A 23,348-nucleotide genomic window follows, 5' to 3' on the forward strand; every position below is an offset into this window, starting at 1 on the left:
TCAGAGCCGCCGGTAGACATCCCGACGGTTCCCGACGTGGACGACGAGGATGACCAGCACGTCGTTGCGGAGCGTGTACACCACACGGAAGTTGCCCACCCGGAGGCGGTAGAGACCGTCCTCCCCAGCCAGCTTCTTGACGTCCGGTCCGTCGAGAAACGGGTCATCGCCCAACGCCGTGAGCGCGGTGAGGATGCGCATGGCCTCGACCTGGCCGATCGCCCGCAGCTGACGGCGGGCGTGCGTGGTGAAGCGGAAGGCGTACTTCACGCAGCGCTCCCGGAGGAGTCCGTGGGTGAATCGAACAGATCGGCCAGCAGTTCGGCCATGCTGACCGTCTGATCGTCCAGGTGCTTCCGCGCCTCACGGGCCGCGAGCTCGTCAGCGGCCTCCTCTATCGCATCGAGGATCTCGATCGGCACGACCGCCCCGACCCGCTCGCCCTTCCTGGTGATCACCGTGATCTCGCCGGCCTCGGCCTGGGTCACCACCTCGGCGAGGTTCGCACGCAGTTCCCGGATGCTCAGTGCGTCAGTCATAGCGCAAGGGTACACATCCATGTGTACACAACGAAGGTCTTCTGCGTCAGCGGTGGCGGTGGTCGTTGGGGGTGAGGCGGGGGCCGAAGCGGGGGGCGTGGGTGCCGGTGGCGAGGATCAGGCGGCAGAGGCGGTGGCGGTGGGGGCGGTAGGGCTCCAGGAGCGCCAGCATCTGGGCGTCGTCGCTGCGGACGCGGCCGGCCAGGGCCCAGCCGACGGTGTTGGGCAGGTGGAAGTCGCCGACCGAGACGGCGTCGGCGTCGCCGTTGCTGCGCTGCAGGGTCTCGGCGGCCGTCCAGACGCCGATGCCGGGGACGGCGGTCAGGCGGGCGAAGGAGGTCTCGTGGTCCATCGCGGAGGCCTCCTCCAGACGCGGCGCCAGGCGCACCGCGCGCTGCACCGTCGCCGAGCGCTTCGGGTCCACGCCCGCGCGGTGCCACTCCCAGCTCGGCACCTGGGACCACTCGCGGGCCGAGAGCGCCACCCGCAGGCCCTCGACCGGGCCGGGCGCCGGGGTGCCGAAGGCGCGCAGCAGGGTGCGCCAGGCGCGGTAGGCCTCACCGGTGGTGACCTTCTGCTCCAGGATCGCCGGTACCAGGGACTCCATGACCAGGCCGGTCCTGACCAGCCGCACCCCGGCCACCTCGCGCTGGGCCTCGCGCAGCGGGCCGGACGGCAGGACCAGGCCCGCCGGGTCGTCGCCGGCGCCGAGCAGGTCGGGCAGCCGGTCGAGCAGCCAGGGGGCGCCCGGGCCCCAGGCGCCCGCCTCGACGACGCCCTCGGAGGGGCGGGCGAGCACCCGTAGGGTGCCGATGCCGGCCGGGGTGCGGGAGGCGCGCCAGACGGCGCCGTCAGGGGTGGTCCGGTACGCCGGGTCGGCCGGGCCGCGGCGCAGCGGGAGCAGGGTCCGGGCCACGTCCAGCGGGAAGCCGGGCCGCCAGCGGCGGACGGCTCCGCCGTCGGTGCCGCCGCCGGTGCCCCGGGGGGCGGGCACGCCCGTGTGCGCGCCCGTGCGCGTGCTCCCGTTCACCGTCGTGCACCTCCTGCGCTGTCCGTCGACCATGGGGATATGAACGATACGCGGGTGGCGGAGTTGTCCCCAGGTGACGAGAGTGCCGTGCGGTCGCTCTACCACCGGGTGCTGGAGGGCTGGAACCTGCGGGACGGCGCGGCCTTCGCCGGGCCGTTCGCGCCGGACGGCGAGGTGATCGGCTTCGACGGGACCCGGCACGCCGGCCGGTCGGTGATGGCCGCCGAACTGGGGCGGGTCTTCGCCGACCATCCGACGCCGGAGTACGTCGCCAAGGTGCGGCGGGTGCGGGCGCTGGGCCCCGGGGTCGCGCAGTTGGACGCGGTCGCCGGCCTGGTGCCGGACGACGCCCAGGACGTGGACCCCGCGCTGAACGCGGTGCAGACGGTGATCGCCGTCAACGCGGGCGCGGGCTGGCGGATCGCCCTGATGCAGAACACCCCGGCCCGGTACGACCTGCGGCCCGATCTGGCGCGGGCGCTGACGGCGGAGCTGCGGGAGCTGGTCGGGCGCGGGCCCGGACCGGGGTGACTGCGGCGCGCGGCGGTTACCGCGGGGCGGCGACGCGGCCCTGCAGACCGGCCGCCGTGCTGCGGATGTCGGGGAGCTTGGCGTAGAGGGCGGCGCCGGGACACTCGGTGCTGACGCCGTCGCGGTGGCCGGAGACGGCGTCGAAGGTGACGGTGGTGCCCGCCGGGTAGAGGCTGCTGCTGGAGCCGGAGACCAGTTTCACCTGGCCGGCCGCGTCCCGTCCGGTGAGGCCGAGCTTCCAGGCGGTGATCCGGGACAGGCCGGTCAGCAGCTCCGGCGGGGGCGCGTCCGAGACGTAGGTGCCGATCGCCGCGACGCCCGCCGTGTCGGTGTTGAAGCCGAGGGTGTGGGCGCCGTGCACCGGCAGGTCGGTGCCGCCGGCCCGGCCCTCGTAGACGGTGCCGCAGCGGTCGACCAGGAAGTTGTAGCCGATGTCCCGCCAGCCGTTGCTCTGCACGTGGTACAGGTAGATCGACCGGATCACCCGGGGTGCGTCGGAGCACTCGTACGCGGTGGCGGTGGCGGTGTGGTGGATGAAGACCGCCCGGACCTGGCCGGTGTAGACGAAGCCGGGCTCGCGGATGGACTCGTCGGCGCCCCAGCCGGCCCGGGTGACGATCCCGGGGCGCGGGGCCTGGTTGCCGGCGGCCCGTCGGCCGCCGGCGGCCGGTTCGGCGGGCGTGCTCCGGGCGGCGGAGGACTCGGCTCCGCGGCCCGGGTCGACCAGTTCGACCCGCAGGCCGGACGGCGGTCCGGCCGGACCGGCGGTCACCTCGACGGCGACGCCGTCGCTGGGGCCGGTCCACAGCGGGGCGGTGCCCGCGCGCCTGGCTCCGCCGGCGGCGGCCGGGGTGTCCGGACCCTCGTCGCCGTCGACGTCCAGCCGCTGCCAGCCGCGCCAGGCACCGGTGGCCGCGTCCCGGGTGCGGACCCGGACGGCGGCGCCGTCGAGCGCGCTCGCCGGACCGTCCCAGGTGACCCCGAGCAGTTCGAACCGCCCGGTGCGGCGCGGTGCCAGCGTGTGGGCGGCGGCCGACGGGAGCGAGCCGGAGCCGGTCAGCCGGTGCGAGGCGGTCAGCGGGAGCGAGCTGACGGTGCCGCCGCCCGCCGAACTCCGCTGCTCGGCCTGCGGCGAGGGGCCCGCGGGTAACGGGCCGGATTCCGCGGCGGCCGGGGACAGCGGCAGCACGGCCGCGCAGACGGCGAGCAGGGCGGCGGGGACGACGACGGTCGGGCGGCCTCGGAGGGCCGGAAGAAAGTTGCGCATAAACCGGATGTTCACGGGATTTCGACCCGCGCGCCACGCCACCCGGCGCTGCTTCCGCCACCCCTCCCGGACGTCCACCCGAAGGCCGTAGGCTGGGGCGCACCATGACTTCGCCTTTCGCTGCCGATGCCCACACCCCCGTCGAGCTGCTGCACGCTTTCCTGCGAGGTGGCACTCCCTCAGTCGACCCCGCCGCCCCGCTGGTCACCTTCTACGACGACGCCAGTGGCGAACGCGTCGAGCTCTCCGCCCGGACCTTCGACAACTGGGTGGCCAAGACCGCCAACCTGCTCCAGGACGAGCTCAACGCCGGCCCGGGCGACCGCGCCGCGCTGCTCCTCCCGGCCCACTGGCAGAGCGCCGTCTGGCTGCTCGCCTGCTGGTCGGTCGGGGTGACGGCGGTTCCGGGCGGCGACCCGGCCGCCGCCGACCTGGTGGTCAGCGGCCCGGACGGCCTGGAGGCCGCCCAGGCCTGCGAGGGCGAGCGGGTGGCGCTCGCGCTGCGGCCGCTCGGCGGGCGGTTCCCGCAGCGCCCGGACGGCTTCCTGGACTACGCGGCCGAGGTGCCCGGCCAGGGCGACCGGTTCGCCCCGTACTCCCCCGTCACCCCGGACGCCCCGGCGCTGGAGACCTCGGTCGACGGCCTGCCGCTGAAGCTGACCGGGGAACAGACCGTCCAGCTGGCCCGGGAGGGCGCGGCCCGGCTCGGCGTCGGTCCGGGCGACCGGGTGCTGTCCACCCTCTCCTACGACGACTGGGCGGGCCTGGAGGCCGGTCTGCTGGCGCCGCTGGCGGCCGGCGCGTCGGTGGTGCTCTGCCGCAACTCGGACGGCCTGGACGCCGGCCAGTGGGAGAAGCGGGTGGAATCCGAACGGGTGACACTGCGCCTCGGGTAACCCCCGGCCCCGGCCGGGCGGGTAGGGATCCCTGCCATGGCCGAGGACGACACCGAGCACCCCCCGACCGAACACCCTCCGACCGAGGAGGCCGGCGCCGCGGCACCGGAAGCCGTCCCCGAGGCTTCCGCCCGCCGACGCCGGCGCCGGCGGTGGCTGGTCGTCACGGCCGGCGCGCTCGCGTTCGTGCTGGTCGCCTGCGGCACGCTGCTCTGGATCGCGTACCGCAAGCTCGACGGCAACATCCGCACCGACTCCACCACCGACCAGCTGCTGGCCCGGCTGGAGGCCGAGCGCCCCAGCCGGACCGCCGGGGCCCACGGCGCGGAGAACCTGCTGCTGATCGGCAGTGACGACCGCACCGGCGCCAACGCCTCCTACGGCGCGGCGGGCGGCCAGCGCTCGGACACCACGATCCTGCTCCACCTGGCGGCCGACCGGCGGCGCGCGACCGCCGTCTCCATCCCGCGCGACGTCATGGTGAGCGTCCCCGCCTGCGAGAAGCCGGACGGCACCCGCAGCCGGGCCACGCTGATGCAGTTCAACGCGGCCTTCGAGACCGGTGGTCCGGCCTGCTCGATCCGGACCGTCGAGCAGCTCAGCGGCATCCGGATCGACCACTACGTGATCGTCGACTTCACCGGGTTCAAGCGGATGGTGGACGCCGTGGACGGGGTCGAGGTGTGCGTCCCGCAGCCGATCCACGACAAGGACGCCAAGCTGGACCTGCCGGCCGGGCGGCAGACCCTGCACGGTGAGCAGGCGCTCGGCTACGTCCGGGCGCGGGAGACCCTCGGCGACGGCAGCGACACCCAGCGGATGGGGCGTCAGCAGCAGTTCCTGGCGGCGCTGATCCGCAAGGTGCAGTCGCAGGACGTGCTGCTCAATCCGACCAAGCTGTGGCCGGTGCTGGACGCGGCGACCTCGTCGGTGCGGGCCGACGGCGGGCTGTCCTCGCTGGGCGCGCTGTACGACCTGACCCAGGACCTGCGGGAGATCCCGTCGGCGGACGTCACCTTCCTGACGGCGCCGCGGCAGCCGTACCGGTTCGACTCGGACCGGGACGAGTTCGTGCAGCCGCAGACCACGCAGCTGTTCGCGGCGCTGCGGGACGACCGGCCGGTGGAGGTGCGGCCGCCGGGGTCGGGGCCCTCGCCGACGGTCCGGGCGGCGCCGGCGGCGAGTCCGTCGGCCGGTCCGTCGGCGGCTCCGTCGGGGGCCCTGTCGGGGGCTCCGACGACGTCTCCGTCACCGAGCGTGAGCACTCCGCCGTCGTTCGAGGGGCGGACCGCCGACGTGGACGCGTGCGCGATGCACTGACCCGTACCGGTCTGGTTCATCTGCTCATCGGATCACCATTCCGTACACGGATCATGATCTTGAAAGACTCTCCCCGGAAATTCCCAGCACCCGATTTCACCTGGGGAAATGACGCCGTGAATCGCGTTCCGGATCATGGCGGAGATCACATCCGGAACGATCCCCCCACCCGGCTCGTCTAGGGTGTCCGAGTCGGTCGCGCAATTCGCGCACCGTCCCGTGAACCGGTCGGAGGGAGGGGAACACCCGTGCAGCAGGACACCCGGCGCGTCACGCCGGACGCGGGGCGGCCCCCGTCCGACCCCGCCCACGGCATCCCCGTCCAGCGCCGGGGCGGCGCGGCCGAGCCCGCGGCGCCCGAGCCCGCGCCGGTGCCCGCACCCGCCGCCGCGCCCCCGGCCGGCGGCGGCCGGGGCGCCCACCGCCGGGCGCGCACGGCGCGGCGCAACCGCCGCCGAAGGCTGCTGAAGTGGACCGGCGGCCTCGGCGCGTTCGTCCTGGTGGCCGGCTGCGGCGGCGCCTACTACGCGTACCAGCACCTCAACAACAACATCACCGCCGTCAAGGTGCAGCTGGGCGACGAGGCGGAGCGGCCCAAGCCGGCCGGCGACGCCATGAACATCCTGGTGATCGGCACCGACAGCCGGGAGGGCCTGGGCCGCTCGTACGGTGACGAGGGCAGCGCCGGGCACGCCGACACCACCCTGCTGTTCCACGTCGCCAAGGACCGCACCAACGCGACCGTGCTCAGCATCCCGCGCGACCTCATGGTGCCGGTCCCGGACTGCCGGACACCGGACGGGAAGACCATCCCCGGTGCGTCGCGCACGATGTTCAACAACAGCCTCGGCCAGGAGGGCCGCGATCCGGGCTGCACCTGGAAGACCGTCGAGAAGATGACCGGGATCCGGGTCGACCACTTCGTGATGGTCAACTTCGAGGCCGTGAAGACGCTCTCCACCGCCGTCGGCGGCGTCGAGGTGTGCGCGGCCAAGGACATCAACGACCCGGACTCGCACCTGCGGATGAGCAAGGGCCGGCACGTCGTCCAGGGCGACGAGGCGCTCGCCTTCGTCCGTACCCGGCACGCCGTCGGGCAGGGCGGCGACCTCACCCGGATCCCGCTGCAGCAGCAGTTCATCAGCTCGATGATCCGCGCGGTCAAGAGCAGCGACACCCTGACCAACCCGGCCAAGCTGTGGAAGCTGGCGGACGCCTCCACCAAGGCGCTCACCGTCGACTCCGGGATCGACAGCGTCGACAAGCTGAAGGACCTCGCGCTGGACGTCAGCAAGGTCGACACCAAGAACATCACCTTCGCCACCGTGCCGGTGCTGGACGACCCGGCGGACGAGAACCGGCTGGTGCTCAAGCAGCCGGACGCCGGGCAGCTGTTCTCGATGGTCGGGGGCGACCGGTCGCTGACCGGGGCGGTGGACCCGGCCGCCCCGCAGGCCGCGGCCACCACCGCTCCGGCTGCCGCGGCCCCGGCCGCCACTGCTCCGGCCACCGCGGCTGCGGGCACCCCCGAGGCGGCGCCGTCCGCGGCCGCTCCGGTGGTGGACGCGAAGCAGCTGCGGGTGACGGTCCGCAACGGCAGCGGGACGCCCGGACAGGCGCAGCAGGCCGTCGACCGGCTCCAGGCGAAGGGCTACGCCCGGGCCGCGACCTCCGCCAACGCGCCCGTCGCGGCGGCCACCACCGTCTCCCACCCGGCCGGCAGGGCCGCCGAGGCGGCGGCGCTGGCCACCGCGCTGGGCCTGCCCGCCGACGCGGTCAAGGCGGACCCGAAGCTCACCGCCAAGGACGGGCTGGTGCTGGTGCTGGGCAAGGACGCGCCGGCCGCCGCCGCGGCGACCCCGAGCGCTCCGGCGACCGAGGCGCCCAAGGACCTCCAGCGGGTCCAGGCCGACGACACCGACGTCTGCGCCAAGTAGCCGGGCGTCAGGACGGCTCCGCCGGGGCCAGCAGGCCGTCGCACTCCCGGTACTCCTCGCCGGTGCGCGGGCAGCGCCAGCGGTCCTCGCCGGCCGGCTCCAGCGGCTCGCCGGCCCGGCCGACCCACTTGATCCGGCGGGCCGGGACGCCGGCCACCAGGGCGAAGTCCGGGACGTCCCGGTGCACCACCGCGCCGGCCGCGACCAGGGCCCAGCGGCCCACCGTCACCCCGGCGACCAGGACGGCCCGGCCGCCGATCGAGCAGCCCTGGCGGAGCGTCACCCCGCGGGCGTGCCAGTCGTCGCCGCGCTTGAGCCGGCCGTCGACGTCCACCGAGCGCGGGTAGAGGTCGTTGGTGAGCACCGCGGCCGGGCCGACGAACACGCCGTCCTCCAGCACCGCGGGCTCGTAGACCAGTGCGTGGTTCTGCAGCTTGACCCGGTCGCCGATCCGCACGCCGGGGCCGACGTAGGCGCCGCGGCCGATGATGCAGTCCACGCCGATCACCGCGTCCTCGCGGACCTGGGCGAGGTGCCAGACGGTCGTCCCGGCGCCGAGCACCGCGCGCCCGTCGACGTCGGCGGTCGGCTCGACCCGGGCCCCGGCACCCGCCGAAGCGGCGACGGACCCCGCAACGGCGGCGGACCCGCCCTCAACTGTCCCCATGGCGCCCGACGATAGCGCCGGACGCGGGAACGGGAGAGCGGGTCCGCGGGATTGGCCGGTTGGTGCCCGGGAGGGGCCGCCGGGGGTCAGCCGCGCTCGGCCACCACGTCGGCGGCGGACGGGGAGCGGCTGCCGATCACCTTGCGGGCCAGCGAGCGCGGCGAGGTGAGGAAGCCGAAGCCCCAGCTGAGGTGCATGGTCGCGAAGGCCAGCGGCAGCAGCGCCTTCGCCTTGAGCGACAGGCCGCGGCCCTCGGCCAGCGCGCCGCCGTTGATGCCGAGCACATAGGCCCCGGGGGCGGCCAGGAAGGCCGGGTGGACGGCCACCCCGAGCACCAGCCCGAGGGTGACACCGAGGAAGGCGGCCGGGGGCGCGAGGTAGCGCAGGTTGACCGAGCCCCGGTGGTACCGGGTGACCACCCGGCGCCAGCGGCCGTAGTCCTTGTACTGCTTGGCGAGCGCCTTGACGCTGGGCCGGGGGCGGTAGGTGACGCGCAGTTGCGGGGTGAACCAGACCAGACCGCCGTCCTGCCGGATGCGGTAGTTGAGCTCCCAGTCCTGGGCGCGGACGAACTCCTCGTTGTAGCCGCCGAGGCGCTCCAGCACCTCGCGCCGGAACACCCCGAGATAGACGGTGTCCGCCGGGCCGGCCAGGCCGCCGGTGTGGAAGGCGGCGTTGCCGACGCCTATCTTGGAGGTCATCGCGACCGCGACCGCGTTCTCCCACTCCGTCTCGCCCTCGGCGTGCATGATGCCGCCGACGTTGGCGGCCTCCATCTCGCAGAGCAGCCGGACCGCCGTGGTGATGTAGCCCGGGGTCAGCAGGCCGTGACCGTCGACCCGTACCACTATCGGGTGACTGGAGCCCCGGATCGCGGCGTTCAACCCTGCGGGCGTACGCCCGGTGGGGTTCTCCACGGTCCGGACCCTGCGGTCCTCGGCGACGAGTTCGGCGGCGATCTGCGCGGTGCGGTCGGTGGACGGACCGAGGGCGATCACCACCTCCATCGGCCCGGCGTATTCCTGTTCCAGGATGTGCCGGACGGCCGTGCGCAGGTGTCGTTCCTCGTTGAGCACCGGCATGATCACGGAGACCGCCGGCAGCTCCTCAGCAGCCTTGGTGTTCATCGGGGCCAACCGTACCGGTGTGGGCGGGGTGTCGTCTTGTCCCGGTCTGGGCGCTGAGCCCGGCCCGGAGCGACCGTATGCGAAGGATTGCCGACGGAACGTTCCAGCGTCGCCGGAGAGCGCCAGGAGGAACGTTTCACCGATCGGGGCCCACCGTACTCCCCGAGCCCGGCGCGCCCTCACCCGGCCCGGCCGGGACGCCCCTACCATCCGAGAGATGCCCGTCTCCCCCCTCTCCGCGCGGCCCGGAGGCCCGGCCGGTGCCTCGCCCGGACGGCTGCGCCGCTGGCTCCGACGGCTGGCCGCGGGCATCGCCCTCGGCGTCCTCGCCACCTCGGGCGGCGGCTGGGCGGTGCTGCACGGCATCGGGTCGATCGACCGGGTCGACGCCTTCAGCGGCGACCGCGCCCGCCCGGCCGACGACAGTGCCACCACCTTCCTGGTGGTCGGCACCGACGAGCGCGAGGGCATCCCGGAGGCGACGCTGAAGACCGTGCTGCACGCCGGGGGCGAGTCCTGCCACTGCACCGACACGATGATGATCGTCCGGCTCGCCGGGGACGGCTCCCGGGCCAGTGTGATCAGCATTCCGCGCGACTCCTATGTCGACATCCCCGCCCACCGGGACCCGGCGACCCGCAAGGACGTCCCGGCCGGCAAGGGGAAGATCAACGCGGCGTACGGGCTGGGTGGACCGCAGCTGGCCGTGGCCACCGTCGAGCAGAACACCGGGCTGCGGATCGACCACTACCTCCAGGTGGACTTCACCGGGTTCGTCGCCGCCGTGGACGCCGTCGGCGGGGTCCGGGTCTGCACCGCCAAGCCGCTCAAGGACGAGTACTCGGGCCTGGACCTGCCGGCCGGCACCAGCACCCTGGACGGCGCGGGGGCGCTCAAGTACGTGCGCGCGCGGCACGTGGACGGCAGCTCCGACCTGGGGCGGATGCACCGGCAGCAGAAGTTCGTCGCCGAGCTGCTGCACGAGGTGACCAGCGGCGGCACCCTGCTCAACCCGGTGCGGCTGGCCCGGGTGACGGACAGCCTGCTCGGCTCGGTCAAGGCCGACAAGGGGCTCGCGGCCGACGACCTGATCACCCTGGGGACCCGGATGAAGGACCTGACGGCCGGGCGGGCCGACTTCGTGACCGTGCCGCTGGCCTCGGTGGACCATCCGGTCGCGGGGTGGGGGTCGACGGTGCTCTGGGACGCGGAGCGGGCGCGGGAGCTGTTCGACGCCGTCCGGGAGGGGCGGCCACTGACAGGCGGGGCGGGGCCGGAGGGCGCTGGGGGGTCGGGGGGCACGGGGGGCTCGGGGGCGGATCCTGCGACGGGTGCGGGTACGGGTGCGACGGGTACGGGTGCGACGGGTACGGCGGCTGCCGTCACGCCGGAGCAGGTCCATGTCCAGGTGTTCAACGCGGCGGGCACCGCGGGGCTGGGCGCCCGGGTGGACACCGAGCTGCGGCGGGCCGGGTTCGCCACCACGGGGGCGCCGTCCAACGCCCCGGCCGGCACGGCGCCCGGGCGGACGGTGATCCGGTACGACCCGCGCTGGGCGGAGTCGGCGCGGACGCTGGCGGGCGCGGTGCCGGAGGCCGAGCTGACCCCGGTGCCGGGGCTGGGGGTGATCCTCCAGCTGTACGCGGGCACGGACCACCCGGCGGCGGCCACGTCCACCCCGCTCCCCGCTCCCCTGCCCGCCCCGCTGCCCACGGGGCCGAGCGCGGCACCGTCGGGCCCGGCGGGCGAGGCGCACCCGGCCGTGTCCGGGAGCGAGGCGGGGGCGGCGGAGACGACCGGCGCCGAGCGGGCGAGCGACATCATCTGTCCGTGAGCCGGCCGGCTCACGGACAACGGCGGCGGGCAGGGCGCGCACGGCACCCTGCCCCTCCCCCTGTTCCCCCGTCCCCCGGTGGCGACCCCCGGTCCCCCGATCCGGGGGTCGCCACCGATCAGTCCGTCGCGATCGCCGCGAGGACGTTCATCCGCCCGGCCCGGAAGGCCGGGATGAGGGCGGCCAGCAGGCCGATGACCACCGAGGCCGCCAGTGTGAGGAGGAGCGTGGTGACCGGAATGGAGAGCGACTCCAGGCCCTGCGTCCGCAGCACCCGCTGACCGGTGACACCCCAGGCCAGGCCGAGCACGGTGCCGAGCACCGCGCCGAACAGGGCGATCACCATCGACTCCAGGCGGATCATCCGGCGCAGCTGGCGGCGGGAGAGCCCGATCGCCCGCAGCAGGCCGATCTCGCGGGTCCGCTCGACCACCGAGAGCGCCAGGGTGTTGACCACGCCGAGCACCGCGACCACGATCGCCAGGAAGAGCAGCCCGAGGATCATGTTGAGCAGGCCGTTGATCTGCTCCTGGACGAGCTTCTTGTAGCCGGCCTGGTCACGGACGTTGGCCTGCGGGTACTCCTTGAGCGAGTCCTCCAGGGCGGTGAGCGTCCCGGCGACGTCCGCCCCGGCGGCGGCCTTGCCGAAGAGCACGGCGTCCACCGGCAGGTCCGCGGCCGGCACCGCCGTGGCGACGGCGTCGAGCGGGGCGAAGGTGCTGCCGTCGAAGAACGAGTTGCCCTTGGTCATGATGACGCCGACCGGCAGCGACTGGACCCGGCCGTGGCCGTAGTCGATCTTGATGCTGTCGCCGACCTTGAGGCCGCGGTCCTTGGCGAAGTCCTCGCCGACCGCCAGCGCCCCCTGCTTGAGGGAGTCGGCGCCGCCTTCCTTCACCGGCAGCCGGAAGTCCTCGGTGAACCGCGCGGAGACCGCCGAGACGTCCTGCTCCGAGGTCTTGCCGTCGGGGGTGGTGAAGTACGCGGGCAGGGACTTCTGCTCGATGACGTGGTCGATGCCCGAGGTCCTGCGGACGGCGTCGACGATCTCCGGGGAGACGCCGTTGCGGCCGGCCTGGACGATGTAGTCGGCGCCCACCGAGCGGTCGAGCTGCTCATTGGTGGACTTGATCATCGAGGAGGTGAAGACCGAGGCACCGATCACCAGCGCCAGTCCGATCATCAGCGCCGCCGCCGTGGCACCGGTACGGCGCGGGTTGCGCATCGCGTTGCGCTGGGCGAGCGTGCCGGACGGGCCGAACACGGTGGGCAGCAGGGCGCCGAGCACCCGCACCACGGTGGTGGCCAGCAGCGGGCCGAGGACCACGAAGCCGACCAGGGTGAGCAGCACGCCCAGCCCGAAGTACCGGCCGCCGGTGATCATCTTCTCCGCGCCGGAGGCCAGCACCAGCAGACCGCCGCCACCCGCCGTCAGCACCAGGCCGATGACCGCCCGGACGGTGTTGGAGCGGGCCTCGGCCGGGGTGCCGTGGTCGCGCAGCGCGGCGATCGGCGCGATCCGGCCGGCCCGGCGGGCCGGTATCCAGGCCGCGAGCACGGTGATCACGATGCCCACCGCGTACCCGGCGACGAAGACGTCCGCGCCGACCTTCAGGTCCCCGGCGTCGAGGTGCATGCCGGCCGCGTTCATCAGCTGGATCAGCCCGACCGCCAGGCCGAGGCCGGCGCCGATGCCCACGGTGGACCCGAGGGTGCCCAGGAGCAGCGCCTCCACCAGCACCGAGCGGTTGACCTGCTTGCGGCTGCCGCCGACGGCGCGCAGCAGGCCGATCTCCCGGGTGCGCTGGGCGACCAGCATCGAGAAGGTGTTGATGATCAGGAAGCCGCCGACCAGCAGCGAGATGCCGGCGAAGCCGAGCATCGCGTACTTCAGGAAGTCCAGGAAGGAGCCGACGCTGTCGCTGTTCTCCTCCTTCTGCTCGGCGGCCGTCTTGGCCTGGACGCCGGCGCCGAGCCCGGCCAGCGCGGCGGACTTGAGCTGCTCGTCGGAGCGGCTGCCGTCGCCGAACGCCTCGACCGAGGTGTAGGCGGTCTGCCCGAGCAGCACGCTCTGCGCGGTCTCGGTGGACAGGAAGGCCAGCGCCGCGCCGGGGTTGGTGGTCTTGAAGGTGGCGATGCCGACGATGGTGAAGTCGTGCTTGTCGGCGGTGATCACGCGCAGCCTGCCGCCCAGGCCGAGCTTGGCCTTCTTGGCGGTGTCCGCGTCGATGACGACCTGGTCGGCGCCCTGCGGGGCGTGGCCGGAGGTGATCTCGACCGCGTTGCGCGGGGTGTCCGCCCAGTTGCCGACGATCGTCGGGGCGCCGGAGGTCGGGCCCACCGCCTTGTTGGTGGCCGCGTCGGCCAGGGTGGCGTTCTGCACCGACACCTGGCCGATCACCGACTTCACCCCGGGGATCGCGGCGACCTTCCCGACGCTGTCGACGGGTACGGTCAGCGTCTTGCCGCGCGGGTCGAAGCCGAACTCCGGCTTGGCGGGCCCGACCGAGAGGTCGGAGGCGGTCGACGCGAAGAGCTTGTCGAAGGTGCTGGTCGCGGTGTTGGAGAACACCAGCGTCCCGGACACGAACGCGACCGACAGCACGACCGCGATCAGCGAGAGCAGCATCCGCCCCTTGTGGGCGAAGAAGCTCCGCAGTGACGTCTTGAGCAACATGGTCCTGTCCGCCCCTGCCCGCTCAGCTGGTGCGCTTGCCGTCGAAACGGCGCATGCGTTCGAGGACGGAGTCGGCCGTCGGGGCGTGCATCTCGTCGACGATCACGCCGTCGGCGAGGAACAGCACGCGGTCCGCGTAGCCGGCGGCGACCGGGTCGTGGGTGACCATCACGATGGTCTGGCCCAGCTCGTCGACGCTGCGGCGCAGGAAGGAGAGCACCTCGGCGCCGGAGCGGGAGTCGAGGTTCCCGGTGGGCTCGTCGCCGAAGATGATCTCGGGACGGGCGGCCAGCGCCCGGGCCACCGCGACGCGCTGCTGCTGGCCGCCGGAGAGCTGGGTCGGACGGTGCTTCAGCCGGCCCGAGAGGCCGACCGTCTCCACCACCCGGTCCAGCCAGGCCTGGTCGGGCTTGCGGCCCGCGATGTCCATCGGGAGCGTGATGTTCTCCAGCGCGTTCAGCGTCGGCAGGAGGTTGAAGGCCTGGAAGATGAAGCCGATCTTGTCCCGGCGCAGTCTGGTGAGCTGCTTGTCCTTCAGACCGGTGATCTCGGTGTCGCCGATCCAGATCCGCCCCTGGGTCACCGTGTCCAGCCCGGCCAGGCAGTGCATCAGGGTCGACTTGCCGGAGCCCGAGGGGCCCATGATCGCGGTGAAGCGTCCGCGCTGGATGTCGACGTCGACCGCGTCCAGGGCGGTGACCCTGGTCTCGCCGGAGCCGTAGGACTTGGTCACCTGACGAGCCGAGGCGGCGACGGCGGCGGCACCGCCGGGGAGCTGGGGGTCGTACACGGCTGCTGCTGCCGTCGTCACTGTCGTCTCCTAAGAAGTGGGCCCACCCGTTGCCCCCAGCCTCGTCCGTTCCACCCGTCCGGCGACATCGCGCAGGGGATAGTTTTCGACCGGGAGTTAGCTACACCCTGCCGGTGAACCGGGGACCCGGACCCGATCGCGCCGGGTCCGCCTCGGACGGGCGGGGATGTGATCCACGTTAGGAGCCGGGCGCTTCCGCCTCGTCATCCGACGGTAGGAAGCGGCCCAACCGGAGTTGTACGGGGTGCCGGCCCCCTCCCCCTAGGGGTCGGCCGGGGCCCGGTCAGGGTCCGCCCGTAGGGAGGCCCGCCGGGGCGAAGGCCCTGCTGGGGCACAGACCCCGCCGACACCGGGGCCCCGCCCGGCGGGTCGCCGAACGGGGCCTGGGGGTGCGGGGGCCGGCGCGCCGGGCGCCGGCCGGGCGTCAGGAGGCCAGGGCCGGGGCCGCCCGGCGCTCCAGGGCCGCCGCGAACCCGTCCACGACGGGGCGCAGCAGCACGTCGGTCTCGCGCTCGATCACGGTGGCGCCGTCCTCCCGGACGGTGATGTGACGGTCCAGCACGAACCAGCCCTGGGTGATGTGGTCGGCCCCCATCGAGCTGAGCACCGGCCGCAGCGCGTAGTCCACCGCCAGCACGTGCGCGGTGGAGCCGCCGGTGGCGAGCGGCAGCACGGCCTTGTCGCGCAGCGCGTACTGCGGCAGCACGTCCAGCAGCGCCTTGAGCAGGCCCGAGTAGGCGGCCTTGTAGACGGGGGTGCCGATCACCACGCCGTCGGCGGCGGCGAAGAGCTCCAGGGCCGCCGCCAGCTCGGGGTGCGACAGGTCGGCGGAGAGCAGCGCGTGCGCGGGCAGGCTGCGCACCTCGAAGGGGACGACGCGGTGGCCGCGCTCCTCCAGCCGCGCGTCGACGAGGCGCAGCAGTCGGGTGGTGCGGGAGGTCGGGGACGGGGAGCCGGAGACGGACAGGACGGTGGCCATGGGGTTCACCTCGGGGAGGAAGCGGGGCGGCGCTTCAACGGCGCGGGGCACTCACCGGGCGCGGGGCGCGTCGGCCGGACGGACGGCGGCCGGCGGGGCGACGGGCAGCGGTGAGCGCGCTGCGCGGGCAGCGTCGGGAAGGGAGGAAGAGGACGGTGGTGGGGTTCGACGGGCGAGCGTCAGCCACAACAGAGCGAACAGGACACACGCAGAAGGTCGACGTGCCGCCGACGCGTGAGGGTCCATCGCTGATCCATGGCAGTCATGCAAACACGCACCGTTCCGGGCGGTCAAGGATCGTCCCGTCAGACGAACACCAGGTGAGACGGATGGTGAGACGGGGGCGCGGGGAACCTGGTCCGGCGGGCGCCGGGACCACGCCCGCCGGCACCTTGCCGCGGAACGATCCGGTGCGTGCATCAAAACTGCTACAAGGGCCCTGGTGGGGGCCCCGGGGGGAGTCACCGGTCCCGGCGTCGGGCATCCTCTCCCACATGAACACGTGGCAGGAGGGCCGCCCGGGCGGCGGCGGGAACCCGTACGGCGGCGGCAACGGTGGCGGTGGCCCGGCGTACGGACAGGGCGGCGGCGCCGAGCGGCCGCTGCCCGCCTCGCTGAACCCGCGCGGGCCGGGCGCCCCGGCGCCCCGGCAGCCCCAGCCGCAGCCCCAGCCGCCCCAGCAGGCGCGACAGCCGCAGGCGCCCGGGTACGGTCCTCCGCAGGGCCACGGCCCGGGGCCGGGGCGGCCCGGGCAGCCGGGCCCGGCCGGTGCGCGGCCGGGGGTCCCGGGCCAGGGCGCCCCGGGCGGCCCCGGCGGTCCGGGGACGCCCGGCGGTCCGATACCCCCCGGCGGGCCGCAGGCGCCCGCCGCCGCCCGCCCCTCGCGCTGGCCCCGGCGCCGGATCGTCAAGTGGTCGGTCTTCGGCGTGCTGATCGCCCTGATGCTGACCGCCGTCTCCACCTGGTTCTGGGCGGACTCCAAGCTCAACCACGAGGACGTGCTCGGCGACTACCCCGGCCGGCCGGCCGCGGGCAAGGGCACCAACTGGCTGATCGTCGGCTCCGACAGCCGCAACGGCCTCTCCGACTCCCAGGAGGAGGACCTGCACACCGGCCACGCGGGCGGCAAGCGCAGCGACTCGATGATGATCCTGCACATCGGGGACAACGGGAACACCCTGATGAGCATCCCGCGCGACTCCTGGGTGCCGATCCCCGAGCACCCCGGCGAGAACGGCAAGCCCGTCAAGTCCACCACCGCGAAGATCAACTCGGCGTTCGCGGCGGGCGGCGGCAAGCTGCTCGCGCAGACCGTCGAGACGAACACCGGCATCCGCATCGACCACTACGCCGAGATCGGCTTCGCCGGCTTCGTGGGCATCGTCGACTCGGTCGGCGGCGTGGACATGTGCATCGAGCAGGACGTCAAGGACAAGGACTCCGGCCTCGACCTCAAGGCCGGCTGCCAGAGCCTCGACGGCACCCAGGCGCTCGCCTTCGTCCGCCAGCGCCACCAGATGGCCGACCAGGACCTCGGCCGGATGCGCAACCAGCAGAAGTTCCTCGGCGCGCTGGCCAAGCAGGCCGCCTCGCCGGCCACCGTGCTCAACCCGTTCACCTTCTACCCGCTGGTCTCCTCCGGCCTCGGCACGCTGATCGTCGACGACGACGCCGGGCTGACCGACCTGGGCTCGCTGTTCCTCGCCATGAAGGACATCAACGGCGGCAGCGGCAGGAGCATCACGGTGCCGATCGCCAACCCGGACTTCAAGACCAACACCGGGGAGTCGGCGGTGAAGTGGGACACCGCGAAGGCCAAGCAGGTCTTCGACGCCTTCCGCAACGACACCGCCGTGCCGGACGTGAAGTAGCCGCCGCCGACACGCGCGACCGGGCGTGACGGTCCGGCCACAATGGGTGGATGCCACTCGTCACCGCGCTGATCTACCGCCGCCGCCACCGCCTCCTGGGCCGCCTGGTCCAGGAGGCGCTCGCGTTCTACGGGATGGAGGTGCCGGCCGCGGTCGAGATCGGGCCGGGCCTCGTCGTGTTCCACCGGGGCTTCGGGACCGTGCTGCACCCGTACACCACGCTCGGCGCCGGGGTGACGCTGTACAACGGCGTGACCGTCGGACGGGCCGACCCGTGGGTGCCGCAGGAGGAGAGCGCGATGCGGCGGGTGGTGGTGGAGGACGGCGCGGTGCTGTGCGCGGGCGCCAAGGTGGTGTGCAAGGAGGGTGTGCTGACCGTCGGTGCGGGCACCGTCGTGGGCGCCAACGCCGTGCTGACCCGCTCGACCGGGCCGGGCGAGATCTGGGCCGGCGTCCCCGCCCGCAGGGTGGGCCTGCGGGCGGGGTGGCCGGCGGGGGCCGCGACGGCCTAGGCGGCGGGCCGGGGGTCGGCGAGCTGGGGGTCGGCGAGCTGGGCGCGGAAGACCGCGCTGTTGAAGTAGGCCCTGGCCTCGCGGATGAGACCCTCGTCGTCGAGTTCGTAGACGTTGATGCCGGACCAGTTGACCGGGCGGCCGTCCCGGGCGACCGCCGCGCCGCTCCACGCCACCGCGACGCTGCGGCCGACGGTGTGCGCCTCGCGCGGGGTGAGGCCGAGGAACGGGTCGAAGCCGGGGAGGACGGAGGCGATGAACGCGCGGATCGCCTCCCGCCCGACGATCGGCTCGCTGCCGACCGGGTCGTGGAACACGCCGTCGGCGCTGAAGGTGTCCGCCCAGGCGTCGGCGTCGCCCTGCTGGGAGGCGTGGAAGAACCGGAGCACGGCGGGGGGCATGGCGGGGAAGGTCATGACGGGTTTCCTCTCGGACGGGCGGGACTCGCGGACTGCGTGGGACTCGCGGACAGGGCGGGACTCGCGGGCAGGGTGGACCGGGCGGGACTCGCGGACGGGACGGAGGGGCGGCGGGCGGGGAGCAGGGCGCGCGCCAGGGCGAGGGCCGCAGCGGCCGCCGTCAGCGCGCAGACGCCCGCCCATCCGACGGCGTCGTACGCCCTGACGCCGAGCCAGGAACCCGCGCTGCCGCCGAGGAAGGAGCAGGTCATGTACGCCGTGTTGAGCCGGCTGTGGATCTCCGGCGGCAGGGCGAACAGGCGGGCCTGATTGGCGACCTGGTTGGCCTGGACGGCGGCGTCGAGCAGCAGCAGTCCGAGCGCCAGCCCGGCCACGCCCACCGGGCCGCCCGCCGAGCCCGCCGTGAGCACGGCCGCCGCCGGCAGGGCGGCGAGCAGGCAGCAGAGGTTCACCCGGTCCGCGCCGTACCGGTCGGCCCGGCGCCCCGCGGCCGGGGCGCAGAACACGGAGGCCGCGCCCAGCAGCGCGAGCACGCCGACGGCCTGCGGGCCGTAGCCGTAGCGCGGACCGGTGACGAGCAGCGCGAGGCTGGTCCACACGGCGCTGAAGCCGCCGAACAGGCAGGCCTGGTAGAGCGCGGAGCGGCGCAGTCCCGGTTCGGTGCGCAGCAGGCGGACGGTGTCGGCGAGCAGCCGGCGGTAGCCCGGACGGTCGCGGGCGGGCGCGGGCGGCTCCCCCGGGAGGGCGGCCCGGAGGGCGACGGCGAGCAGGACGGCGAGCCCGGCCGCGACCAGGTAGGGGCCGCGCCAGCCGAGGGCGCCGCCGAGCAGCCCCCCGAAGGTGCGGGCGAGCAGCACCCCGGCGATCAGCCCCGCCTGCAGAACGCCGATCACGGCGCCGCGGCGCGCGCCGTCGACGAGTCCGGCGGCCATCGGGACCAGCAGTTGCGGCACCACGGTGGCCGCGCCGACCACCGCACTCGCGGCGACCAGCGGTCCGAGCGCCGGGGCGAGTCCGGCGGCGAGCAGGCCGGCCGCGGTCACCGCGAGCAGCACGCTCAGCAGGGGCCGGCGGGGCAGCCGGTCGCCGAGCGGCACGAGCAGGAAGATGCCGGCCGCGTAACCGAGTTGGGCCGCGGTGGCGATGGTGGTGGCGGCGCCGGGCGGCACGTCGAGGCCGTCGGCGATCAGCGGGGTGAGTGCCTGCGGGAAGTACACGTTGGCGACGGCGACGCCGCAGGCGAGCGCCATGACGAGCGGGGTGCCGCGGCGCGGGGGCGGCGTCGGCGGGGTGGAGCGGTTCACGGTTGCCGTCCTGGGTCGAGGCGCGGAGCACGCATCCGAACGAACCAGTTGGTTCGCTTGGCTCGACAGGATGCTAGGAGCGAGGATCTCTCGACGTCAAGCGAACTGTCCGGTTCAGTCGCCGCTACGATGACGCCATGGCGTACGACGCGAAGGCCACCCAGCAGCGCATCCTCGGCGCGGCGACCGACGAGTTCGCCCGGTACGGCGTCGCCGGCGCGCGGGTGGACCGGATCGCCACCGCCGCGCAGGCCAACAAGCGGGCGATCTACGACTACTTCGGCGACAAGGACGGGCTGTTCGCGGCCGTCCTGGAGCAGTTGATGGCCGACCTCGCCGAGGCGGTGCCGCCCGCCCCGGCCACGGGCGAGGACGCGGCGGCCACGGGAGACGGCGCCGCCGGCACCGGGAGCCCGGCCGCCGACCTGGGCGCGTACGCCGAGCGGCTGTTCGACTACCACCGCGCCCACCCGCAGGCGCTGCGTCTGCTGATGTGGGAGGCGCTGCAACTGGGCGAGGAGTCCGTCCCCGGCGAGGAGCGGCGCACCCGGCACTACGACGACAAGGTCCGCTCCGCCGCCGCGGCCACCGGCCGCGACGAGGAGGAGGCGCGCACCCTGCTGTTCCTCACCATGGGCCTGGTCGGCTGGAGCCTGGCGATGCCGCAGGTGCGGCGGATGGTCCTCGGCGAGGACGCCGCCCCGGAGCACCTGCGCGGCGCGGTCGCCGACGCCGTCCGCCGCCTCACGGGCCGGGACGGTTAGGGCCTCTCTTCCGGATCACGACGCCCGCCCGGCGTGATCCGGAAGAGAGGCCCTGGACCGACCGTCGCGCGGGGCTCAGTGGGCGACCACGCCCGGGAGGTGGCCGGTGGCGCACTCCGCGTAGCGGTGGACGGGCTCGCCCGGCCAGCCGTCACCCTCGCCCACGACACCCTCCCGCTCGCCCGCGAAGCCGTGGTGGATCACCTGGCCGCCGCGCCCGTCCGTCCAGCAGGCACGGGTCAGATGGACGACGAGGGTGGCCGGATGCTGCGGCAGGGGGCGCTCCAGGACGAGTTCGCGCAGCCCCGCCCCCGGCGGGAAGGCCACCACGGCCTCGCTGGTCCGCAGCCGTGCCCGGCGCGGCTCGAACTCCACCGCCCAGTACGCCGACACCGTGACCTCGAGCCGCCCGTCGAGGCCGCCGCCGTCCGGCCGGACGTACTCCTCGTCGGGGACCCAGCGCGCGTGGTTGCGGATGTCGTCCGGGCCGAACCATTCGGCCCAGGTGACCCAGTAGCCCGCGACGCGCTTGATCGTCATGTCCTCGCGGGCGATCCGGACCGGGATGCGGGTCAGGCTGGCGGGCTCGCTCAGCAGCAGGACGCGGCCGTCCCTGTCGACCCGGAGGTCCCCCTGCGGCGCGAAGGAGAGGACGGTCACCTGCTCGAAGGTCACCTCGCCGTCGTCCTTACGTCGACTGGTCTGCCTCATGAGTGAACCACCTTGCCAGGGAACGGAGTTGAGCGACCCACGGCCACCTCCGCGGCGGGCCGGACGCGTCTCGCGCAGCATACGGTGCACGGTCGGTCGCGGCGCGTGATTCCGGCGAATCCCCGCAGGGCAGGGGGCGTGCGGCTATCCTGCGCCTGCACATGCCGCCGCGCGCGCCCCCTGGCCACACCCGCACGCCGGGAAGGCGCCCGCGTGACGGTGTGCCGGACGGCGGTACACGCCGGCCGCGCGCCCCACGGAAGGAGTTCACCCCGATGGGCGACGCACACTGGCGGGAGCTCCGCCGGGAGCCGATCCACAGCGCCTACGGCCGCGGCGCCGACCGGGTGACCTTCGAGATGCCCGACGGCCGGGAGGAGGTCTTCCACCTCGCCAACGAGTACGCGGCAGCGGCCGTCGTCGCCCTGACGCCGGACCACCGCATCGTGCTGACCGCACAGTTCCGGCCCGGCCCGCAGACCGTGCTGTACGAACTGCCGGGCGGCGTGGTGGAGGCGGGCGAGTCGCCCGAGGAGGCCGCCGCCCGCGAACTCGCCGAGGAGACCGGCTACCGGGGCGAGGTCGCCCTCGTCACCACCACCTGGCACGACGCCTACTCCAACGGCGTGCGCCACGCCTGCGTCGCCACCGACTGCACCCCCACCGCCCGCCTCGCGCACGACCGCAACGAGTTCATCGAGGTGGTGCTGATGGACCTCGCGGAGTTCCGCGACACCGTGCTGCGCCGCGGCCGGCTCTCCGACGTCGGCCCGGCCTACCTGGGCCTGGACCACCTCGGACTGCTGTAGAGCCGCGGGGCGGGGGAAGCGCCCGCAGGAGGCCCGAGCACCGCCCCCGGGCCGATGGCCGGCCCGTTCAGTCGCGCGGTGCGGCGAACTCGCGGAGGTAGGCGCCGGCGTAGGCGGCCGCCTCCTCGCGGCTGGTGCACGGGGCGGCGCCGGGAGCGGGGGTGCCGCGGGACCCGTCGGCGGCCTGCGCGATCCAGGTCCAGTGGCCGGTGGCCGGGTCCTGGGTCAGTTCGGCCTCGCCGTCAAAGAGTTCGAGGAGGACGGGGGCCACACCGGCGGACGACGGGCGGGGGACGGCGTCGGGCCACTTCTTGCGGGCGCCCTGGCGGGTGATGCCCCAGGCGGCGCCCAGCTGCTCGTAGCTCGCGCCGTACGAGCCGGCGGTGCCGGCCGCGACCGCCGTCAGCCGCTTGACCTCGGCGTCGACCAGCTTCCAGCCGGCGAGCACGGTGAGCGCGACGTCGGCCGGGTCGCCGTCCCACATGCGGTGCTCCGGCTGTCCCGTCGCCCGGGCGCGGAGGGCCGAGGCGAGCGGGTCGAGGGCGCCCAGGAGGGCGGCGGCGAGGGCGGTCTGCTCGTCTGGGGTGATCTCGGGAGTCGCCATGCGACAACCATAGTTAACAGCTCTGGTTTTGGTAACTGAAGTTGTCGAATTGGTCGGCGCAGGAAGTCGGACGGGCCGACTTCCTGCGCGGCGGCGGGCATCAGCGGACGTAGACGCTCCGGCCCGCGATCGGGGCGTAGGTGTCGCCGGGGGCGAGCACGTGCTCGATCTGCCCCGTGCAGCCCGAACCCGTCCAGACCTGGACGCCCGAGTCGGTCAGGTTGGTCACCGTCGGACGGACGAAGTCGCCCAGCTGGAGGCACCCGCTCGGGTCCTGGTGCGCGGAACCGTCGATGATCAGCACCCCGTGGGCCGCGTACGCGGTGTTCGGGACCGCGACGGCCAGGGCGGCCGCCGCCAACCAGGCCCCGAGAACGGTGACGGTGCGTCGCTTCATGCGTCCACTCCCCTTCGGCCGGAGCGGGACCGCCCCGTTGCGGCCCCGCCGGTGCGGTTCAAGGTAGTGAGGTGATGACGCGCGGCGGCGGAACGACGGGCGCGGCGACACGGACAGGGAGTGGGAAGTCGGACGGGCCGACTTCCTGTGCGGCGCCGGCCGTCACACCGGGGCGCCGGGATCCGTCACGCCTTGCACCGCGACGATGCAAGGCCCTTGGTGTACCCAGGTCCCGGAAAGAGTGTCCCGAGGTCCAGTGATCGGGGAGCGGCCCTGCGGCAGTCTTGGGTACACAAAGGCGGCACACGAAGAAGCCGGCCGCGAGGCCGGCACGAGGGGGGA

At 74.2% G+C, this 23,348-nt stretch carries 24 protein-coding genes; 9 read left to right on the forward strand and 15 right to left on the reverse strand.

What is annotated here, in order from left to right:
• From ABZW10_RS32615 to ABZW10_RS32625, 3 genes are read right to left on the reverse strand one after another with little or no spacing between them, the layout of a single operon-like run.
• Positions 1-270, reverse strand: coding sequence for a type II toxin-antitoxin system RelE/ParE family toxin (locus ABZW10_RS32615; RefSeq protein ID WP_355373245.1), 270 nt, complete (start codon positions 268-270; stop codon positions 1-3).
• On the reverse strand, positions 267-539 hold the full coding sequence (locus ABZW10_RS32620; RefSeq protein ID WP_355373247.1) for a type II toxin-antitoxin system Phd/YefM family antitoxin: 273 nt from the start codon (positions 537-539) through the stop codon (positions 267-269). Before ABZW10_RS32620 ends, ABZW10_RS32615 begins: the two co-directional genes overlap by 4 nt.
• 46 nt (positions 540-585) lie before the next feature.
• Positions 586-1,461, reverse strand: coding sequence for a DNA-3-methyladenine glycosylase 2 family protein (locus ABZW10_RS32625; RefSeq protein ID WP_355373358.1), 876 nt, complete (start codon positions 1,459-1,461; stop codon positions 586-588).
• 147 nt (positions 1,462-1,608) lie between these two features.
• On the opposite strand from ABZW10_RS32625, the gene ABZW10_RS32630 reads away from it, so the two are divergent.
• On the forward strand, positions 1,609-2,100 hold the full coding sequence (locus ABZW10_RS32630) for an SgcJ/EcaC family oxidoreductase (RefSeq protein ID WP_355373249.1): 492 nt from the start codon (positions 1,609-1,611) through the stop codon (positions 2,098-2,100).
• Between the two features lie 16 nt (positions 2,101-2,116).
• Here ABZW10_RS32630 and ABZW10_RS32635 read toward each other — a convergent pair whose 3' ends face one another.
• On the reverse strand, positions 2,117-3,367 hold the full coding sequence (locus ABZW10_RS32635) for a peptidoglycan recognition protein (protein WP_355373252.1): 1,251 nt from the start codon (positions 3,365-3,367) through the stop codon (positions 2,117-2,119).
• Between the two features lie 104 nt (positions 3,368-3,471).
• On the opposite strand from ABZW10_RS32635, the gene ABZW10_RS32640 reads away from it, so the two are divergent.
• The 3 genes from ABZW10_RS32640 to ABZW10_RS32650 all read left to right on the forward strand — a co-directional run bounded on the left by ABZW10_RS32640 (position 3,472) and on the right by ABZW10_RS32650 (position 7,520).
• Positions 3,472-4,263, forward strand: coding sequence for a TIGR03089 family protein (locus ABZW10_RS32640; RefSeq protein WP_355373254.1), 792 nt, complete (start codon positions 3,472-3,474; stop codon positions 4,261-4,263).
• A gap of 36 nt (positions 4,264-4,299) precedes the next feature.
• Positions 4,300-5,583: an LCP family protein gene (locus ABZW10_RS32645; protein ID WP_355373256.1), complete on the forward strand. Its 1,284-nt coding sequence runs from the start codon at positions 4,300-4,302 to the stop codon at positions 5,581-5,583.
• A 248-nt stretch (positions 5,584-5,831) separates the two neighbouring features.
• Entirely contained in the window at positions 5,832-7,520 is a 1,689-nt protein-coding gene (locus ABZW10_RS32650; protein WP_355373258.1) for an LCP family protein, read from the forward strand.
• Positions 7,521-7,527: 7 nt separating this feature from the next.
• On the opposite strand, the gene ABZW10_RS32655 is transcribed toward ABZW10_RS32650, so the two are convergent.
• Positions 7,528-8,187, reverse strand: a complete 660-nt coding sequence (locus ABZW10_RS32655) for an acyltransferase (RefSeq protein WP_355373260.1) — start codon at positions 8,185-8,187, stop codon at positions 7,528-7,530.
• An 86-nt stretch (positions 8,188-8,273) separates the two neighbouring features.
• Positions 8,274-9,314 carry a glycosyltransferase family 2 protein gene (locus ABZW10_RS32660; protein ID WP_355373263.1) on the reverse strand — a complete coding sequence of 347 codons (1,041 nt, stop codon included), beginning with the start codon at positions 9,312-9,314 and terminating at the stop codon, positions 8,274-8,276.
• A gap of 217 nt (positions 9,315-9,531) precedes the next feature.
• Between ABZW10_RS32660 and ABZW10_RS32665 the strand changes: the two genes are divergently transcribed.
• Positions 9,532-11,148 (forward strand): LCP family protein, encoded by a 1,617-nt coding sequence (locus ABZW10_RS32665; RefSeq protein ID WP_355373266.1) that lies wholly within the window; start codon positions 9,532-9,534, stop codon positions 11,146-11,148.
• Positions 11,149-11,266: 118 nt separating this feature from the next.
• On the opposite strand, the gene ABZW10_RS32670 is transcribed toward ABZW10_RS32665, so the two are convergent.
• From ABZW10_RS32670 to ABZW10_RS32685, 4 genes are all read right to left on the reverse strand, one after another.
• The gene (locus ABZW10_RS32670) at positions 11,267-13,825 is read right to left on the reverse strand and encodes an FtsX-like permease family protein (RefSeq protein ID WP_355373269.1); all 2,559 of its coding nucleotides are present in this window, start codon (positions 13,823-13,825) and stop codon (positions 11,267-11,269) included.
• Between the two features lie 22 nt (positions 13,826-13,847).
• Entirely contained in the window at positions 13,848-14,615 is a 768-nt protein-coding gene (locus ABZW10_RS32675; protein ID WP_355373361.1) for an ABC transporter ATP-binding protein, read from the reverse strand.
• A 445-nt stretch (positions 14,616-15,060) separates the two neighbouring features.
• Positions 15,061-15,615: an NADPH-dependent FMN reductase gene (gene ssuE, locus ABZW10_RS32680; RefSeq protein ID WP_355373272.1), complete on the reverse strand. Its 555-nt coding sequence runs from the start codon at positions 15,613-15,615 to the stop codon at positions 15,061-15,063.
• 179 nt (positions 15,616-15,794) lie between these two features.
• Positions 15,795-15,881, reverse strand: coding sequence for a putative leader peptide (locus ABZW10_RS32685; RefSeq protein WP_350554585.1), 87 nt, complete (start codon positions 15,879-15,881; stop codon positions 15,795-15,797).
• 228 nt (positions 15,882-16,109) lie between these two features.
• Here ABZW10_RS32685 and ABZW10_RS32690 point away from each other — a divergent pair, with 228 nt between their 5' ends.
• Complete coding sequence (locus ABZW10_RS32690) at positions 16,110-17,486, forward strand: LCP family protein (protein WP_355373274.1); 1,377 nt, start codon at positions 16,110-16,112, stop codon at positions 17,484-17,486.
• A 50-nt stretch (positions 17,487-17,536) separates the two neighbouring features.
• The gene (locus tag ABZW10_RS32695; RefSeq protein WP_355373277.1) at positions 17,537-17,998 is read left to right on the forward strand and encodes a hypothetical protein; all 462 of its coding nucleotides are present in this window, start codon (positions 17,537-17,539) and stop codon (positions 17,996-17,998) included.
• On the opposite strand, the gene ABZW10_RS32700 is transcribed toward ABZW10_RS32695, so the two are convergent.
• Together ABZW10_RS32700 and ABZW10_RS32705 are read right to left on the reverse strand one after the other, a co-directional pair.
• Positions 17,995-18,414: a nuclear transport factor 2 family protein gene (locus ABZW10_RS32700; protein WP_355373280.1), complete on the reverse strand. Its 420-nt coding sequence runs from the start codon at positions 18,412-18,414 to the stop codon at positions 17,995-17,997. The two genes, ABZW10_RS32695 and ABZW10_RS32700, sit on opposite strands and share 4 nt — an antisense overlap.
• Positions 18,411-19,721, reverse strand: coding sequence for an MFS transporter (locus ABZW10_RS32705; RefSeq protein WP_355373282.1), 1,311 nt, complete (start codon positions 19,719-19,721; stop codon positions 18,411-18,413). The genes ABZW10_RS32700 and ABZW10_RS32705 overlap by 4 nt, the downstream gene beginning before the upstream one ends.
• 137 nt (positions 19,722-19,858) lie before the next feature.
• On the opposite strand from ABZW10_RS32705, the gene ABZW10_RS32710 reads away from it, so the two are divergent.
• The gene (locus ABZW10_RS32710) at positions 19,859-20,485 is read left to right on the forward strand and encodes a TetR family transcriptional regulator (RefSeq protein ID WP_355373285.1); all 627 of its coding nucleotides are present in this window, start codon (positions 19,859-19,861) and stop codon (positions 20,483-20,485) included.
• Between the two features lie 75 nt (positions 20,486-20,560).
• Here ABZW10_RS32710 and ABZW10_RS32715 read toward each other — a convergent pair whose 3' ends face one another.
• Complete coding sequence (locus ABZW10_RS32715; protein WP_355373288.1) at positions 20,561-21,196, reverse strand: hypothetical protein; 636 nt, start codon at positions 21,194-21,196, stop codon at positions 20,561-20,563.
• 275 nt (positions 21,197-21,471) lie between these two features.
• On the opposite strand from ABZW10_RS32715, the gene ABZW10_RS32720 reads away from it, so the two are divergent.
• Positions 21,472-22,005, forward strand: coding sequence for an NUDIX hydrolase (locus ABZW10_RS32720; RefSeq protein WP_355373290.1), 534 nt, complete (start codon positions 21,472-21,474; stop codon positions 22,003-22,005).
• A gap of 67 nt (positions 22,006-22,072) precedes the next feature.
• Here the strand turns inward: ABZW10_RS32720 and ABZW10_RS32725 are convergent, their stop codons facing one another.
• Positions 22,073-22,609 (reverse strand): hypothetical protein, encoded by a 537-nt coding sequence (locus ABZW10_RS32725; protein ID WP_355373293.1) that lies wholly within the window; start codon positions 22,607-22,609, stop codon positions 22,073-22,075.
• A gap of 100 nt (positions 22,610-22,709) precedes the next feature.
• The gene (locus ABZW10_RS32730) at positions 22,710-23,006 is read right to left on the reverse strand and encodes a hypothetical protein (RefSeq protein ID WP_355373296.1); all 297 of its coding nucleotides are present in this window, start codon (positions 23,004-23,006) and stop codon (positions 22,710-22,712) included.
• Between the last annotated feature and the right edge of the window lie 342 nt (positions 23,007-23,348).

The sequence above is a fragment of the Kitasatospora sp. NPDC004723 genome (assembly GCF_040609255.1).
Taxonomy (GTDB): domain Bacteria; phylum Actinomycetota; class Actinomycetes; order Streptomycetales; family Streptomycetaceae; genus Kitasatospora.